Origin of the sequence: Thioclava indica, assembly GCF_000714545.1 — a bacterium.
GTDB classification, from domain to species: Bacteria; Pseudomonadota; Alphaproteobacteria; order Rhodobacterales; family Rhodobacteraceae; genus Thioclava; species Thioclava indica.
Genome location: NZ_AUNB01000019.1, coordinates 23,511 through 37,564 on the forward strand (window position 1 = coordinate 23,511; position 14,054 = coordinate 37,564).

A 14,054-nucleotide genomic window follows, 5' to 3' on the forward strand; every position below is an offset into this window, starting at 1 on the left:
CTGAGAGAGACAAAGCTGAGCAGCAATAAAACGCTTGAAAACATGGCGTTACCTGAGTGTGAAATGTTCCGAAACAGTCGGCGCCATTCACAAACCTGCCAACGTCGATCACCCCCGCGAAAGGGAGGCGTGATAGCAGCCGCGCCATCGTTTTAGATTTCGCAACAATACTGGCGATGCGCGCCGATTTACCCTGATATCGGAAACACGCCATATCCGGCACCAGGATACCCCCGCAAGCATATATGCGAAAACGGCGCAGGGTTTCCCCCGCGCCGTTTCCCGATTTTCCTTGCGATGCGAAAGACTTAGTTGTCGTCTTCGTCGGCCGCAGCGGCCTCGGGGGTTGCCACGGGGCCACCCTCGTCATCGTCGTCCGCGGCTGCGCCCATATCGTCGAACAGCTCGGAGATCTCGAATTCGGCAGCTGCGTCTTCTTCAGCAGCCAGATCCTGGATCGATTTGCCCGAAGCCTGCAATTCGGCCTCTTCCGCCGAACGCGCCACGTTGAGCGTGATCACAGCCATCACCTCGGGGTGCAGATGCACCTCAAGCTCGTGCAGGCCCAGCACTTTGATGGGCTGACGGATGATGATCTGCTTGCGATCAACCGAGAAGCCCTCGTCGGTCGCAATCGTTGCGGCATCGCGCGTCGTGACCGACCCGTACAGGTTGCCACCATCGGATGCCGAGCGGATCACGATGAACTGCTGACCGTCAAGACGGGTCGACAGCGCTTCGGCCTCGGTTTTGGTTTCAAGGTTGCGTGCCTCAAGCTGTGCCTTGCGCTCTTCGAAAGAGGCAATGTTGGAGGCATTGGCGCGCAGCGCCTTGCCTTGGGGCAGCAGATAGTTGCGACCGTAGCCGTCCTTGACGGTCACGACATCGCCCATTTGGCCCAGCTTGGCCACACGTTCCAGAAGGATCACTTCCATTGGTCGGTCTCCTTATTTCACGGCATAGGGGAGCAGCGCGAGGAAGCGCGCGCGTTTGATCGCACGGGCCAGTTCACGTTGCTTTTTCGCCGAAACGGCGGTGATACGGGCGGGCACGATCTTGCCACGCTCGGAAACGTAACGCTGCAAAAGACGGGTGTCTTTGTAGTCGATCTTGGGCGCGTTATCGCCCGAGAACGGGCAGACCTTACGGCGACGGAAAAACGGTTTTGCCATGGTGTTGCTCCTATCTCTCGATCAACGGCGCTCGCGACGGGTGTCGCGTTCGTCGCGTTTCTGCATTTGGACCGAAGGGCCCTCTTCGTGAGCGTCGACCTTGATGGTCAGCACGCGCATCACGTCGTCATGCAGGCGGCACAGACGCTCCATTTCCTGCACGGCAGCCGAGGGGGCATCCGTTTTCAGGAAGGCGTAATGGCCTTTGCGGTTCTTGTTGATCTTATAGGCCATGGTCTTCACGCCCCAGTATTCCTGTTCGACGACTTTGCCGCCGTTATCGGAAAGGACCGTGGAGAAATGTTCGATAAGGCCTTCAGCTTGCGTGTTGGACAAGTCCTGACGCGCAATGAGGACATGCTCGTATAGCGGCATGCGAACTCCTGTTTTCAAGGCGGCTTCATAGATGGGCGTATGACTTCCGCAACCCATCACGAGAGGCTCCGCCGGTTCAATTCAACGCGGAAGATGGGGCCTTATAGGGGAATAGGCGTGGCGCGCAAGGGAAAAGGGGGCGCGGGGAACGGGGGGCGTTTCGGTTGGAGGGTGAAAAGGGGCTTGGAGCCCACAGCGAGCGGTCGTTAAGCTTGGTTGTTGTCGCCAACGACTTGTACCTTCGGCCATCGAGTTCGCCAGTTCTTGGCCCTAACTCGCGCAAGAAAAGCCGCGACCTTGTGTGGCGCTGCGGACGTGGGCCGTAGGATCAGCCTGTCTAGGTCGGAAAGGCCAAACGGCGCGATGATGATACAATCGTTGCCGGAACGCACGGCCGCGATAGCTGTGGCGGTTTCAGGCCAGAAGCGCATGGCGTTCTCGACCGAGATGTAAGGCGCGTCCTGATTACGTAAATGCATCCTAGCTTGATTTTTGACCGACCAGTTAAGGTCAGGTGCGCTCTCGCGGAGGGTAGCTTCGATTTCGGCGTCATATTCTGCATCGGTGATGTCCTGATCGTAGAATAGGACATCAATGTCTTCTTGGCGGCAATCACGGGCACCTCCGTGACGATGATCCCAGACAAGGTTGCGCACGAAACCGGCACCGATGCACCCTTGCGGCAGATCGAGAGCTTCCACTAGCCCCATTGCCTGCCACCGACGCCGATCACGCATCAATAGGTCGGCAACCCGGTATGTATCAGAGGCTGACATCCTTGGATTGTGGCGGAGACGCCGCAGGTATTCAATGGCAGCAATGAGTCTATTCCCCTGCCAACCTCACTCGCGCTGGCATATCGGTCAACGGCAGCTTTGTCCGCACTCCCGACACTCCCCGCTCCGCACATCTCAACGCGCGCCGGCATTGATGCGCCCCATCGCCTCCGCGCCGATCCGAAAGCTCTCGCGCCGCGCCTCTTGGTCGAAAATATGCCCCGTCAGGATCACCTCATCGGGACGATAGCGCGTGATCAGGTCGCGCAGTTGCGTCTCGATTTGATCGGGCGTGCCTACGGCTGCCACGCGCAGGGCGGCCTCGGCCATCTTGATTTCGGGCGCGCTGGCCACGGATGTCAGATCATCGACCGGGGTTGGCAGCGGGCCGGCCATGCCACGGCGCAGGTTGATAAAGCCCTGCACCATTGAGCTGCGCATACGGTAGGCATCGGCCTCGGTATCGGCGGCAAACAGGTTCACCGCCAGCATAAATCGGGGCGCATCGGTCACGCCGGGGCGAAAGCGGTCGCGATAGATCGCCACCGCCTCGCCCAACATATCGGGCGCGAAGTGGCTGGCAAACGCGTAAGGCAGCCCCAGATGCGCGGCCAGCTGGGCGCCAAACAGCGACGAGCCCAGCATCCAGACCGGCACATTCGTGCCCATACCGGGCACGGCACGCACGCGCTGCCCGTCGTGTTCAGGGCCCAAGAAACCCAGCAATTCCACCACATCCTCGGGAAAACGATCACCGCCCCCCATCCCGCGCCGCAACGCCTGCATCGTGGCGGGATCGGTGCCGGGCGCGCGCCCCACGCCCAGATCAATGCGACCGGGATAAAGGGTTTCGAGCGTGCCAAACGCCTCGGCCACCTGCAAGGGCGCGTGGTTGGGCAGCATGATGCCCCCTGCCCCCACGCGGATGCGATCAGTGTGGCCCGCCACGTGACCAATCACCACCGCCGTTGCGGCACTCGCGATTCCGGTCGAGTTGTGATGCTCGGCCAGCCAGAAGCGGTGATAGCCCAAGCCCTCGGCGTGCTGCGCCAACGCAACGGTATTGGCCAGCGCATCCGCCGGGCTGGACCCTTGCGGGATCGGGGAAAGGTCGAGAATGGAAAAAGGGATCATACGGGCGCTCCTGTCTTGGCTTGCCTCATCTAGTGCGCGATCCCCTCCTGCACACCCCCCTTGCCGCGACGAAAATAGCGCGCGAGGCTTCCCCCGCGCGCCGTCATACCCGATGGGCCTTGGCTTAGTTGCCAAGCTGCATCCGCTCCATCACCTCACCCGTTTCTTCTGCGGGCAGCGACGAGTTGAGCGCAAACCAGATCACCACCAGCGACCAGATCGCGACAAGGATCATGCCGGTCCAGAACCCGACCAGCGCAAAGCCATGCCCCGTCGCCCCCAGCGCCGAGAGCACCCACATGCCGCCAAACCATGCCAGCAGCCATGTGATGTGATTCCAGCCAAATTCGGCGGCGGGTTTTTTCTGCACGATATGGAAGACAAGCGCATAGATCACAAAGCCTGCCCCCAAGATCAGGAACAAGACCGAATTGGTGTAAAACCCGGTCCAGTAGATCACGAGGTTGGACGCAATGAACGCCAGTGGCGCCAGAAGCCCCGCGCCCGCCAGTTTGAACGTGCGCGGCGCATCGGGCTGGCTGCGACGCAGCACCATCAACACGATCGGCCCCAACCCGTAGGTCAGCACGGTGATCGAGGTGATATAGCCCACCAGCAATTGCCACGCGGGGAACGGCAGCAGGAAGAACACGCCCACCGCCCACATCACGATAACGGCTAACCACGGAACGCCCGAACCTGTCGTCTTGGTCAACGATTGCGGCCCGCTATCGGTTTCGCCCACCGCATAAAGGATACGTGAGCCGCCGGTGATATACATCAGCCCCGTGCCGCCGGGCGAGACATAGGCGTCAATATATAGCAGCGTGGCCAGCCAACCCATGCCCAGTGTCGCCGCCAGACCTGCAAACGGCCCTGCCGAGCCGACAAAATTCAGCTTCGACCAGCCGTCCTTAAGATCAGCGGGCGACAGCGCCATGATGAACGCGACTTGCAGCAAAACATAGATGAGCGCCGCCAGCAGCACCGAGCCAATCACCGCAAGCGGGATATTGCGCCCCGGATTGGAACTTTCTCCGCCCAGATCAATCGCCGTGCGAAAGCCAAGGAACGAGAACACAATGCCCGCCGCCGGGATCGCGGTGAACATGCCTTGCGAGCTATAGGTGCTAGCAGCCGCATGCCATACGCCCCAATGCGAGGATGCCGCAATCAGCCCCACGACGGTGATCAGCGGCACGGCAATCTTCCACCATGTCACGGTATTATTGACCCGCAGCAAGGCGCGGATCGCCAGCATATTGAGCAGCGCGAGCACGCTTAGCAGCACCGCCGAGGCCAGAAACCCCATCCCCGTCAGCGTGCCCGACCCGTCTGGCTTGATGAAATAGGGCAGATAGTTATTGGCGTAAGTGACAATCCCCTCGGCCTCGACCGCAGGCACGGGCGCGTAGCTGAGAAACAGCATCCAGCCCCAAAGCCGGCCCAGCGTCGCGCCGTGGCTGGCATGGCTCATATGGACCAGCGCGCCCGATTTCGAAAACATCGTCGACAGCTCTGCGAAACACAAAGCGATCAGCATCACGATTGCCGCCCCGATGATCCAGGACCAAACGCTCAGCGGCCCTGCGATCTTTGAGGCGTGATAGGCCCCGAACAGCCACCCCGATCCGATCATCGAGGTGGTCGAGGCAAACAGCAAACCGATCACCCCCGCGTCTCGGCGCAGCTTGCCGGTTCCTTTGCCAAAAGCTGTTGCTGTCATGTTAATTCCCCCCATTGATGAAACCTTTTCAAGATTCATCGTAGGGCAGGCATTCATTTTTCCTTGTGAATACACGCATTTGTGCAAGGTCGCGATTGCCCGTGACGAAACCAAATTGTGATTTCATGGTGAGAAACCGGTCGCGAAATCGATTCCCTTAGCGCAGCACGCAAGAAAATTCCCTGCCCCAACGTAAGGTTAACGCCCTAGCGCCCCAGCACACGCGCCATCACGCGCACCAGCTTTTTGCGCGCGCCGCGATAGGGCGGCATCAAGGGCGCAATCGGGGCAAATCGGTTCTCCATCACCGATTTTTCATAGCTAAACGCCTTGAACCCCCAAATCCCATGCGCCGCTCCCAGCCCGGAATTGCCAATTCCGCCGAAAGGCAGGTTGAGATGCAGGAAATGCACCAAGGTCAGATTGACCCCCAACGCCCCCGAAATCGACGATTGCGTGACCTTGTCGATCGCCGCGCGGTCGCGTTCAAATACATACAGCGCCAGCGGGCGCGGCCCGGCCTCAATGCGCGCAAGCACCGCCTCAAGATCGTCAAACGGGATCACCGGCAGGATGGGGCCGAAAATCTCATCGCGCTCGACATCCATCTGCGCATCCGTACCCATCAAAACCGTAGGCGCGATATAGCGGCTGTCAACGTCACTCTCCCCGCCCGTCAACTTGCGCGCGCCGCCGGTTTCGGCCTGCGCGATCATGCCCGAAAGACGGTCAAAATGGCCGGGGCTGATGATGCGGGCGAAATCGCGCGAAGCGGCTTGGGCAGCCTCATCGCGGCCATACATTTTCGCGATGGCAGATTTCAGTTCAGCCAGAAACCGCGCCTCGACGGATTTCGCGACGAACACATGATCGGGCGCAATGCAGGTCTGCCCGGCATTGGCGAACTTGCCCCAGGCAATGATGCGCGCGGCGCGTTTCAGATCGGCCCCCGCGCCCACGATCACCGGCGATTTGCCCCCGAGTTCAAGCGTGACTGAGGTCAGGTGCTTCGCCGCCTGCCCCATCACGATTTTGCCGACGCGCGGTGAGCCGGTGAAAAAAATATGATCGAAGGGCAGTTCCAGCAAAGCCTCGCTGACCTCGACCCCGCCTTCGCACACGCTGACCAAATCTTCGGGCAGCGCCTCGGCCACGATCTGGGACACCACGGCGGCACTGGCGGGTGCAAGTTCCGAGGGTTTGATCACCGCCGCACAACCCGCCGCCAAAGCCGACACCAGCGGCCCCAGCGCCAAGGTCACCGGGTAATTCCACGGCGAGATGATCAGCGCCACGCCCTTGGGTTGGGGCAAGATGCGCGCGCGGGTGCCAAAGGTCGCCAGCGTGGCAGGGGCGCGACGCGGACGCATCCAGCGTTTGAGATGGCGCAACGTATGCGAGATTTCAGCCTGCACCGGCATGATCTCGGTCAGGCGCACCTCGGTTTCGGGTTTGCCAAAATCCTGCGCCAAGGCGGCAATGATCTGACCCTCAAATTCACGCAGGGTCTTGCGCAACGCGATCAGCGCCGCACGCCGCTCGCTATAGCCAAACTGCGCGCGCCGCTCGGCATTGCCCATGCTGAGGCGTGAAAACATCTTGTGCAACTGCGCCTGATGGGCCTGCGTCTCAGCGTTCATACTCACTCCTGGGATCTTGCGCGTCGGCGGCTCATTTTCAGTGATTTCAACGCTTTCCAGATCGGTTGCGCCCACGCTAACAGCGCGCAGACGCGATCTCAAGGCGCATCGTTGACCCGCATGGCCTCGTTGTTTTTGCACAGCGAAATAGCTAAACACCACAGCCTTGTGCAAAACCGCCCATACCGTTCTGCGCGATTAGGTGCTTGCCCGACACCCCTCGCCCTTGCAAAACTTGTGCAAGAATCGGAGATTAAATAAACAAGCGTTCAATTTATCGAAGCTTCCGGGGAGGACTATCATGGATTTCGCACTTAGCGAGGAGCAGCAGGCCATTTTCGATATGGCTTATGGCTTTGGTCAGGATGAGATCGCCCCGCATGCCCGCGATTGGGAAGCCCAAGGCACGATCCCCAAGGATTTATGGCCGAAAGTGGCCGCGCTGGGATTGGGCGGCGTCTATGTCAGTGAGGAATACGGCGGCTCTGGGCTGTCGCGCCTTGATGCGACGCTGGTCTTCGAGGCGCTTGCGATGGCCTGCCCGGCGGTCGGCTCGTTCCTGTCGATTCACAACATGTGCGGCGGCATGATCGACAAATTCGGCACTGAGGAAAACAAGGCGCGCTGGTTGCCAGACCTTTGTTCGATGGAGAAAGTCTATTCCTACTGCCTGACCGAGCCGGGATCGGGATCAGACGCCGCCGCCTTGCGCACAAGCGCGAAACGCAGTGACGACGGCTGGGTGGTGAATGGCACCAAGGCGTTTATCTCGGGGGGCGGCTATTCAGACGTCTACATCGCAATGGTGCGCAGCGGCGAAACCGGCCCCAAGGGGATCTCCACCGTCATCGTCGAGGACGGCACGAAGGGCCTAAGTTTCGGCGCGCTCGAGGACAAGATGGGCTGGCGCGCCCAACCCACCGCGCAGGTGCAGTTCGATGATTGCGAAATTCCCGCCGACAATCTGCTGGGCGAGGAAGGGCGTGGTTTCACCTATGCAATGGCAGGGCTGGATGGCGGGCGGCTGAATATCGCGGCCTCGGCCCTTGGGGGCGCGCAAGCTGCGCTTTCCCAGACGCTCGATTACATGGGCGAGCGCAAGGCGTTCGGAAAATCGCTCGATCAGTTTCAGGCGCTGCAATTCCGCCTCGCCGAGATGGAGATCAAACTGCAATCGGCGCGCATCTTCCTGCGCCAAGCGGCGTGGAAACTCGATCACAAAACGCCCGATGCGACGAAATTCTGCGCGATGGCGAAGATGTATGTGACCGATGTCGCCTTTGACGTGGCCAATCAATGCCTGCAACTGCATGGCGGCTACGGCTATCTTGCCGATTACGGGATCGAGAAAATTGTGCGCGATCTGCGGGTGCATCAGATCCTTGAGGGAACCAATGAGATCATGCGCCTGATCGTCTCGCGCACAATGCTTGCGGAGCGCGGCCAATGAGCGATGCTACCATGATTGCGCGCATCGAGGGGCGCGCGGGGCGGCTGACCTTCAACCGCGAAAAGGCGCTCAATGCGCTCGATCACGATATGGCGCTGGCGATTGAGACCGCGCTGGATGCGTGGCGCGACAATCCTGCGGTCGATCTGGTGATCATCGACGCGCGCGGCGATCGCGCGTTCTGCGCCGGTGGCGATATTGCCGCCGTTTACCGCGCGGGAATCGCGGGCGATTACGCGCCGGGACGTGAATTCTGGCGCGACGAATACCGCATGAATGCCAAGATCGCGGAATATCCCAAGCCCATCGTGGCCTTCATGCAGGGCTTTGTGATGGGCGGCGGCGTGGGTGTGGGCGGTCATGCCAGCCACCGTATCGTGGGCGAATCCACCCAAGTTTCGATGCCCGAAAGCGGCATTGGGCTGATCCCCGATGTCGGCGGCACGCTGCTGCTGGCGCGTGCCCCCGGTCATGTGGGCGAATATCTGGGGCTGACGGGCACGCGGATGGGGGCTGCGGATGCGCTTTATACCGGTTTTGCCGATCTGTTCTTGCCCGAGGCCGAATGGGAAGACGCCAAGGCGCGCCTGATCGAGACCGGCAATATCGACACGCTGCCAATGGCGCGCACGCCGCCCACGCCCGGCACGCTGGCCGAGCTGCGCCCCGATATCGACCGGATCTTTTGGGCCGATGATCTGGCCGCGATTGTTGCCAAGCTGGAAACGGCTGGCTCGGATTTCGCGGCGCGCACGCTGAAAACGCTGTATCGCAACTCGCCGCTGTCGATGGCGGCCACGCTGCGGCTGGTGCGCATGACGCGCGCTAACCCCACGATCCGCGCCGCGCTGGAACACGAGTTCCGCTTTACCTGGCGCGCGGCAGAGATGGGGGATTTTCTCGAAGGGGTGCGCGCGCAGATCATCGACAAGGATCGCGACCCGCACTGGAAACACACATTGGCAGAGCTGCCGCAAGAGGACGTGGCAGCGATGCTTGAACCGCTAGGCCCAGAGTGGGCCATCTGGGAGGAGAGATCATGAAAATCGCATTTATCGGATTGGGCAATATGGGTGGGCCAATGTCCACCAACCTGCTGGCTGCGGGCCATGAGGTTGTGGGGTTCGACCTGAGCGCCCCGATGCCCGAGGGCGTGACGCGCGCCGACAGCGCGGCTGCTGCGGCTAAACAGGGCGACGTCGTCATCACCATGCTGCCCAACGGCGCAATCCTGCGCGATGTGGCCGCCGAGGTGATCCCGGCGATGCAAGCGGGCGCTGTGTTTTGCGACTGCTCCACGGTTGATGTGGACAGCGCGCGCGCCGTCGCCGAGATGGCCGCCAAGCGCGGCCTTGGTGCGCTGGATGCACCGGTTTCGGGCGGCACGGGCGGGGCCGTGAATGGCACGCTGACTTTCATGGTCGGGGGCGATGATGCAGCCTTTGCCACGGTCAAGCCGCTGTTTGACATCATGGGCCAGAAGGCCGTGCATTGCGGCGCCGCAGGCGCGGGCCAATCGGCCAAGATCTGCAACAACATGATCCTTGGCGTGACGATGATCGCCACCTGCGAAGCCTTCGCGCTGGCCGACAAGCTAGGGCTGGACCGGGCGAAAATGTTTGACGTGGTGTCGACCTCGTCAGGGCAAAGCTGGAGCATGAACACCTATTGCCCCGCCCCTGGTGTCGGGCCGCAAACCGCTGCTGATAATGACTACCAGCCCGGTTTCGCGGCCGAGCTGATGCTCAAGGATCTGCGTCTCAGCCAGCAAGCCGCCGAAAGCGCGGATGCCGACACGCCGATGGGCCAGCTGGCAGCGGCGCTTTATGCGGCCTTTGTCGAGGCAGAGGGCGGCAAGGGGCGCGATTTCTCGGCCATGCTGCCCCGGTTCGAGAAACGCGCGCGCGCCTGACGCCCACACGCCTGAGAGGAATCGCCGCAGCCCGCAAGTAATCCTTGCGGGCTGCACCTGCGTATATGTATGCAAGCTCACAGGGAGCGATCAATCCGAAAGGGATTCATTATGTTCAAAAACAATGTTGGCGGTATTGACCGCGTGGTGCGCGTCGTGGTGGGGCTGGCTCTTATCCTGTGCTTCTTCCTGTTTCCGACCGCAGCCTATCGTTGGCTGTTTCTGATCGGGATCATCCCGCTGGCCACCGGTCTGCTGGGCACCTGCGCGCTGTATTCGATCATCGGGATCAACACCTGCAAGCGTTGATCGCGACAGAGAAAATAGCAAATCCCGCCAAGGCCCTGCGTGGTTTTGGCGGGATTTTCTTATGCGTCACATGGGGATGCGCGCGGTTGACCGAAGCGGCGGCGCTGGCTAACACAGGGGTATGAAACGCTTTTTGCTTGCCCTGCCCCTGATCGCCTGCACCCTAAGCGGTGCTGCGTTTGCGCAATCCAGCCTTCCCGAGGTGATGCGCGCGGGCAAGCGCCCCGCCCCCGACGGTCCCAGCGCGCAAACCAAGCCCGATGAACCCGAATGCAAGACGCTTACCACCGGCAGCACGTTTTGCAAGGTCACCGAGGATGGCGTGTCGCGTTGGGTGCTACAAGGCAAACTGCGCGCCGATTTCGGGGTTGGCGACGCATTTCCCGTCTACAAGCACTCGATGCTGATGGATCTGCGCCGCTACAAGCTGCCTTCGGTGACCGGACCTTGGCGCTATTATGTTGTGCGCGGCATGATTTACCGCGTTGATAATAAAACCAAAAAAGTGATCGAAGTGGTTGGCCCGACCTATGCCCGCTAGAGCCTGTGGCGCGCGCTATTGCGCCGCCATCTTCGCCCCGAGCATCGGCAACAAATACTGCCCGGTGTAGCTGCGCGGGTTTTGCGCAACCTCTTCGGGGGTGCCGGTTGCCACGATCTCACCACCGCCATCGCCACCCTCGGGGCCAATGTCGATGATGTAATCTGCGGTCTTGATCACGTCGAGATTGTGCTCGATCACCACCACCGTATTGCCCTGCTCGACAAGGCTATGCAGCACCTCCAGCAGCTTGCGCACATCTTCGAAATGCAGCCCCGTCGTGGGTTCATCAAGGATGTAGAGCGTCCGCCCCGTTGCGCGTTTTGACAGTTCTTTGGACAGTTTCACCCGCTGCGCCTCGCCGCCTGATAGCGTCGTCGCCTGCTGGCCGACCTTGATATAGCCAAGGCCCACCTCCATCAGCGCATCCATCTTTTCGCGGATGCTGGGCACGGCCTTGAAGAACTCTTGCGCATCCTCGACCGTCATATCAAGAACGTCCGCTATGCTCTTGCCTTTGAACAAAATCTCCAAAGTCTCGCGGTTGTAGCGCTTGCCCTTGCAGGTTTCGCATTCGACATAGACATCGGGCAGGAAATGCATCTCGATCTTGATCACACCATCGCCCTGACAGGCCTCGCAGCGCCCCCCTTTGACGTTAAAGCTGAACCGCCCCGGCTTATAGCCGCGTGCTTTGGCTTCTGGCAGACCGGCGAACCAGTCGCGGATCGGGGTGAAGGCCCCGGTGTAAGTGGCTGGATTGGAACGCGGTGTGCGCCCGATCGCGCGCTGGTCGATGTCGATCACCTTATCCAGATGCTCCAGCCCCTTGATCGTGTCGCAAGGCGCGGGCGTTTGGCGCGCACCGTTCAGCCGCATCGAGGCCGTCTTGAACAGCGTTTCGATCGTCAGCGTGGATTTCCCGCCCCCCGAAACACCCGTCACACAAACGAATTTCCCAAGCGGGAAATCGACCGTCAGATCCTTGAGGTTATTCCCGCAAGCCCCGACAACTGTTACCTTTTTCTTGTTTCCCTTGCGGCGTTTTGCGGGCACCGCAATCTCACGTGTGCCCGAAAGATATTGCCCCGTGATCGAGGCCGGATCGGCGGCGATTTCATCGGGCGTACCGCGCGCGATGATCTGCCCGCCATGCACCCCCGCGCCGGGGCCGATATCAAAGACGTAATCGGCATGGCGGATCGCATCTTCGTCATGCTCGACCACGATCACCGTATTGCCCTGATCGCGCAGGTTTTTCAGCGTTTGCAACAGGCGGTCATTGTCGCGCTGATGCAGCCCGATTGAGGGTTCATCGAGCACATAAAGCACCCCCGTCAGCCCCGATCCGATCTGGGAGGCCAAGCGAATACGCTGGCTTTCCCCGCCCGAAAGCGTGCCCGCCGCGCGGCTCATCGTGAGGTAATCCAGACCGACATTCACAAGGAATCCAAGACGTTCGCGAATTTCTTTAAGAATAGCCGCGGCGATTTCGTTTTTCTGTTTGCTCAGCGCGCCGGGCACGCTTGCGGCCCAGTCATGCGCCTCGCGGATCGACATTTCCACGACCTGACCGATATGTAGACCACCGATTTTCACGGCCAGCGCCTCGGGGCGCAGACGGTAGCCGCCGCAGGTGTGACAGGGACGGTTGTTCTGATAACGCTCCATCTCTTCGCGCGACCAGGCGCTGTCGGTTTCGCGGTAGCGACGCTGCATGTTGGGGATGATCCCCTCGAAGGTACGCGACACCTCATAGACGCGCCCACCCTCGTCGAAACGGAACTTGATTTCTTCGTCCCCCGAGCCGCGCAGGAACAGGTTTTGCACCTTTTCAGGCAGGTCTTTCCACGGCGTCTTCCGATCAAACCCGTAATGTTTGGACAGCGATTCAATGGTTTGCGTGTAATAGGGGCTTTTGGAGCGCGCCCAAGGCGCCAATGCCCCGCCTGCAACACTCAGCGTGACATCAGGCACCACGAGGCGTTCGTCAAAGAACAGTTCAACCCCCAGCCCGTCACAGGCCGGACAGGCCCCGAACGGCGCGTTGAACGAGAACAGCCGCGGCTCGATCTCGGGGATGGTAAAGCCCGACACAGGACAGGCGAAGTTTTCCGAAAACGTCACGCGCTCGGGCTCGACGCCCTCTTCGGCCTCACGCGGGGCGGCCTCGAAAATCGCGATGCCATCGGCCAGATCAAGCGCAGTGCGGAAACTATCGGCCAGCCGCGTCTCCATCCCCTCGCGCACGACGACGCGATCCACCACAACGTCGATATTGTGGCGGAATTTCTTATCCAGTGTCGGCGGATCTTCCAACTCGTAAAACGCGCCATTCACCTTGACGCGCTGAAAACCCTGCTTGCGTAAATCAATGAATTCCTTTCGATATTCGCCTTTTCGGTCGCGCACGATGGGGGCCAGAAGATAGCCGCGCGTGCCCTCCTCCATCGCCATGATGATATCGACCATATCCTGCACCTGCTGAGCCTCAATCGGCTCACCAGTGGCGGGGGAATAGGGCGTGCCTGCGCGCGCGAATAGCAGGCGCATATAGTCGTAAATTTCGGTGACCGTGCCAACCGTCGAGCGCGGGTTCTTGCTGGTGGTTTTCTGCTCAATCGAGATCGCAGGCGACAGGCCCGAGATGTGATCGACATCGGGCTTTCCCATCATATCAAGGAATTGGCGCGCATAGGCCGACAAGCTTTCGACATAACGGCGCTGCCCCTCGGCGTAGATCGTATCAAACGCGAGGCTCGATTTGCCCGATCCCGACAGCCCCGTGATCACCACGAACTGATCGCGCGGAATATCAAGACTGATATTCTTGAGGTTATGTTCGCGCGCGCCGCGCACTTCGATGAACTTCTGCTCAGCCATTCATGCCCCCGGGGTTTCCTGCCCCTAGATAGGGGTTGGCGGGCGAGTCTCCAATGGAAAAACGCGAACGAAGCGCGAACTTTCGCACTTTCTCGCCTCTTTGGGGGGCCTGCGCACGCCGCTCCGGTTCAAATCC

13 protein-coding genes are annotated in these 14,054 nt (G+C 60.6%); 5 read left to right on the forward strand and 8 right to left on the reverse strand.

Translation table 11 applies throughout. The features are described 5' to 3' along the window. Positions 1-308 precede the first annotated feature (308 nt). The 7 genes from rplI to DT23_RS07560 all read right to left on the reverse strand — a co-directional run bounded on the left by rplI (position 309) and on the right by DT23_RS07560 (position 6,823). The gene (gene rplI / locus DT23_RS07530) at positions 309-935 is read right to left on the reverse strand and encodes a 50S ribosomal protein L9 (RefSeq protein WP_038130088.1); all 627 of its coding nucleotides are present in this window, start codon (positions 933-935) and stop codon (positions 309-311) included. 12 nt (positions 936-947) lie between these two features. Then, positions 948-1,172, reverse strand: a complete 225-nt coding sequence (rpsR, locus tag DT23_RS07535) for a 30S ribosomal protein S18 (protein WP_038130090.1) — start codon at positions 1,170-1,172, stop codon at positions 948-950. Positions 1,173-1,193: 21 nt separating this feature from the next. Then, positions 1,194-1,547, reverse strand: a complete 354-nt coding sequence (gene rpsF, locus DT23_RS07540; RefSeq protein ID WP_038130091.1) for a 30S ribosomal protein S6 — start codon at positions 1,545-1,547, stop codon at positions 1,194-1,196. A 206-nt stretch (positions 1,548-1,753) separates the two neighbouring features. Continuing rightward, complete coding sequence (locus DT23_RS07545) at positions 1,754-2,257, reverse strand: nucleotidyltransferase family protein (RefSeq protein ID WP_205618223.1); 504 nt, start codon at positions 2,255-2,257, stop codon at positions 1,754-1,756. Between the two features lie 201 nt (positions 2,258-2,458). Next, positions 2,459-3,457 carry an LLM class flavin-dependent oxidoreductase gene (locus tag DT23_RS07550; RefSeq protein ID WP_038130095.1) on the reverse strand — a complete coding sequence of 333 codons (999 nt, stop codon included), beginning with the start codon at positions 3,455-3,457 and terminating at the stop codon, positions 2,459-2,461. Positions 3,458-3,581: 124 nt separating this feature from the next. After that, entirely contained in the window at positions 3,582-5,183 is a 1,602-nt protein-coding gene (locus tag DT23_RS07555) for an APC family permease (protein ID WP_038130148.1), read from the reverse strand. 206 nt (positions 5,184-5,389) lie between these two features. After that, a complete protein-coding gene (locus DT23_RS07560) occupies positions 5,390-6,823 on the reverse strand; it encodes an aldehyde dehydrogenase family protein (RefSeq protein ID WP_051697122.1) in 1,434 nt (477 codons plus the stop codon). 301 nt (positions 6,824-7,124) lie between these two features. Here DT23_RS07560 and DT23_RS07565 point away from each other — a divergent pair, with 301 nt between their 5' ends. From DT23_RS07565 to DT23_RS07585, 5 genes are all read left to right on the forward strand, one after another. Further along, entirely contained in the window at positions 7,125-8,273 is a 1,149-nt protein-coding gene (locus DT23_RS07565) for an acyl-CoA dehydrogenase family protein (RefSeq protein ID WP_038130098.1), read from the forward strand. Next, positions 8,270-9,316 (forward strand): enoyl-CoA hydratase/isomerase family protein, encoded by a 1,047-nt coding sequence (locus DT23_RS07570; RefSeq protein ID WP_038130102.1) that lies wholly within the window; start codon positions 8,270-8,272, stop codon positions 9,314-9,316. Before DT23_RS07565 ends, DT23_RS07570 begins: the two co-directional genes overlap by 4 nt. Next, a complete protein-coding gene (gene mmsB, locus DT23_RS07575; protein ID WP_038130105.1) occupies positions 9,313-10,185 on the forward strand; it encodes a 3-hydroxyisobutyrate dehydrogenase in 873 nt (290 codons plus the stop codon). Before DT23_RS07570 ends, mmsB begins: the two co-directional genes overlap by 4 nt. 111 nt (positions 10,186-10,296) lie before the next feature. After that, a complete protein-coding gene (locus DT23_RS07580; RefSeq protein ID WP_038130108.1) occupies positions 10,297-10,494 on the forward strand; it encodes a YgaP family membrane protein in 198 nt (65 codons plus the stop codon). Positions 10,495-10,615: 121 nt separating this feature from the next. Continuing rightward, a complete protein-coding gene (locus DT23_RS07585; protein ID WP_038130111.1) occupies positions 10,616-11,035 on the forward strand; it encodes a hypothetical protein in 420 nt (139 codons plus the stop codon). A gap of 15 nt (positions 11,036-11,050) precedes the next feature. Here DT23_RS07585 and uvrA read toward each other — a convergent pair whose 3' ends face one another. Next, positions 11,051-13,918 carry an excinuclease ABC subunit UvrA gene (gene uvrA / locus DT23_RS07590; RefSeq protein WP_038130112.1) on the reverse strand — a complete coding sequence of 956 codons (2,868 nt, stop codon included), beginning with the start codon at positions 13,916-13,918 and terminating at the stop codon, positions 11,051-11,053. Positions 13,919-14,054 lie beyond the last annotated feature (136 nt).

Bases quoted from the DNA above. Each gene is read 5' to 3' on its own strand.
- DT23_RS07570 (WP_038130102.1), top strand. From the start codon at position 8,270: ATGAGCGATGCTACCATGATTGCGCGCATCGAGGGGCGCGCGGGGCGG.
- mmsB (WP_038130105.1), top strand. From the start codon at position 9,313: ATGAAAATCGCATTTATCGGATTGGGCAATATGGGTGGGCCAATGTCC.
- rplI (WP_038130088.1), bottom strand. From the start codon at position 935: ATGGAAGTGATCCTTCTGGAACGTGTGGCCAAGCTGGGCCAAATGGGC.
- DT23_RS07550 (WP_038130095.1), bottom strand. From the start codon at position 3,457: ATGATCCCTTTTTCCATTCTCGACCTTTCCCCGATCCCGCAAGGGTCC.
- rpsF (WP_038130091.1), bottom strand. From the start codon at position 1,547: ATGCCGCTATACGAGCATGTCCTCATTGCGCGTCAGGACTTGTCCAAC.
- DT23_RS07560 (WP_051697122.1), bottom strand. From the start codon at position 6,823: ATGAACGCTGAGACGCAGGCCCATCAGGCGCAGTTGCACAAGATGTTT.
- DT23_RS07555 (WP_038130148.1), bottom strand. From the start codon at position 5,183: ATGACAGCAACAGCTTTTGGCAAAGGAACCGGCAAGCTGCGCCGAGAC.
- DT23_RS07565 (WP_038130098.1), top strand. From the start codon at position 7,125: ATGGATTTCGCACTTAGCGAGGAGCAGCAGGCCATTTTCGATATGGCT.
- DT23_RS07545 (WP_205618223.1), bottom strand. From the start codon at position 2,257: ATGGGGCTAGTGGAAGCTCTCGATCTGCCGCAAGGGTGCATCGGTGCC.
- uvrA (WP_038130112.1), bottom strand. From the start codon at position 13,918: ATGGCTGAGCAGAAGTTCATCGAAGTGCGCGGCGCGCGCGAACATAAC.
- DT23_RS07585 (WP_038130111.1), top strand. From the start codon at position 10,616: ATGAAACGCTTTTTGCTTGCCCTGCCCCTGATCGCCTGCACCCTAAGC.
- rpsR (WP_038130090.1), bottom strand. From the start codon at position 1,172: ATGGCAAAACCGTTTTTCCGTCGCCGTAAGGTCTGCCCGTTCTCGGGC.
- DT23_RS07580 (WP_038130108.1), top strand. From the start codon at position 10,297: ATGTTCAAAAACAATGTTGGCGGTATTGACCGCGTGGTGCGCGTCGTG.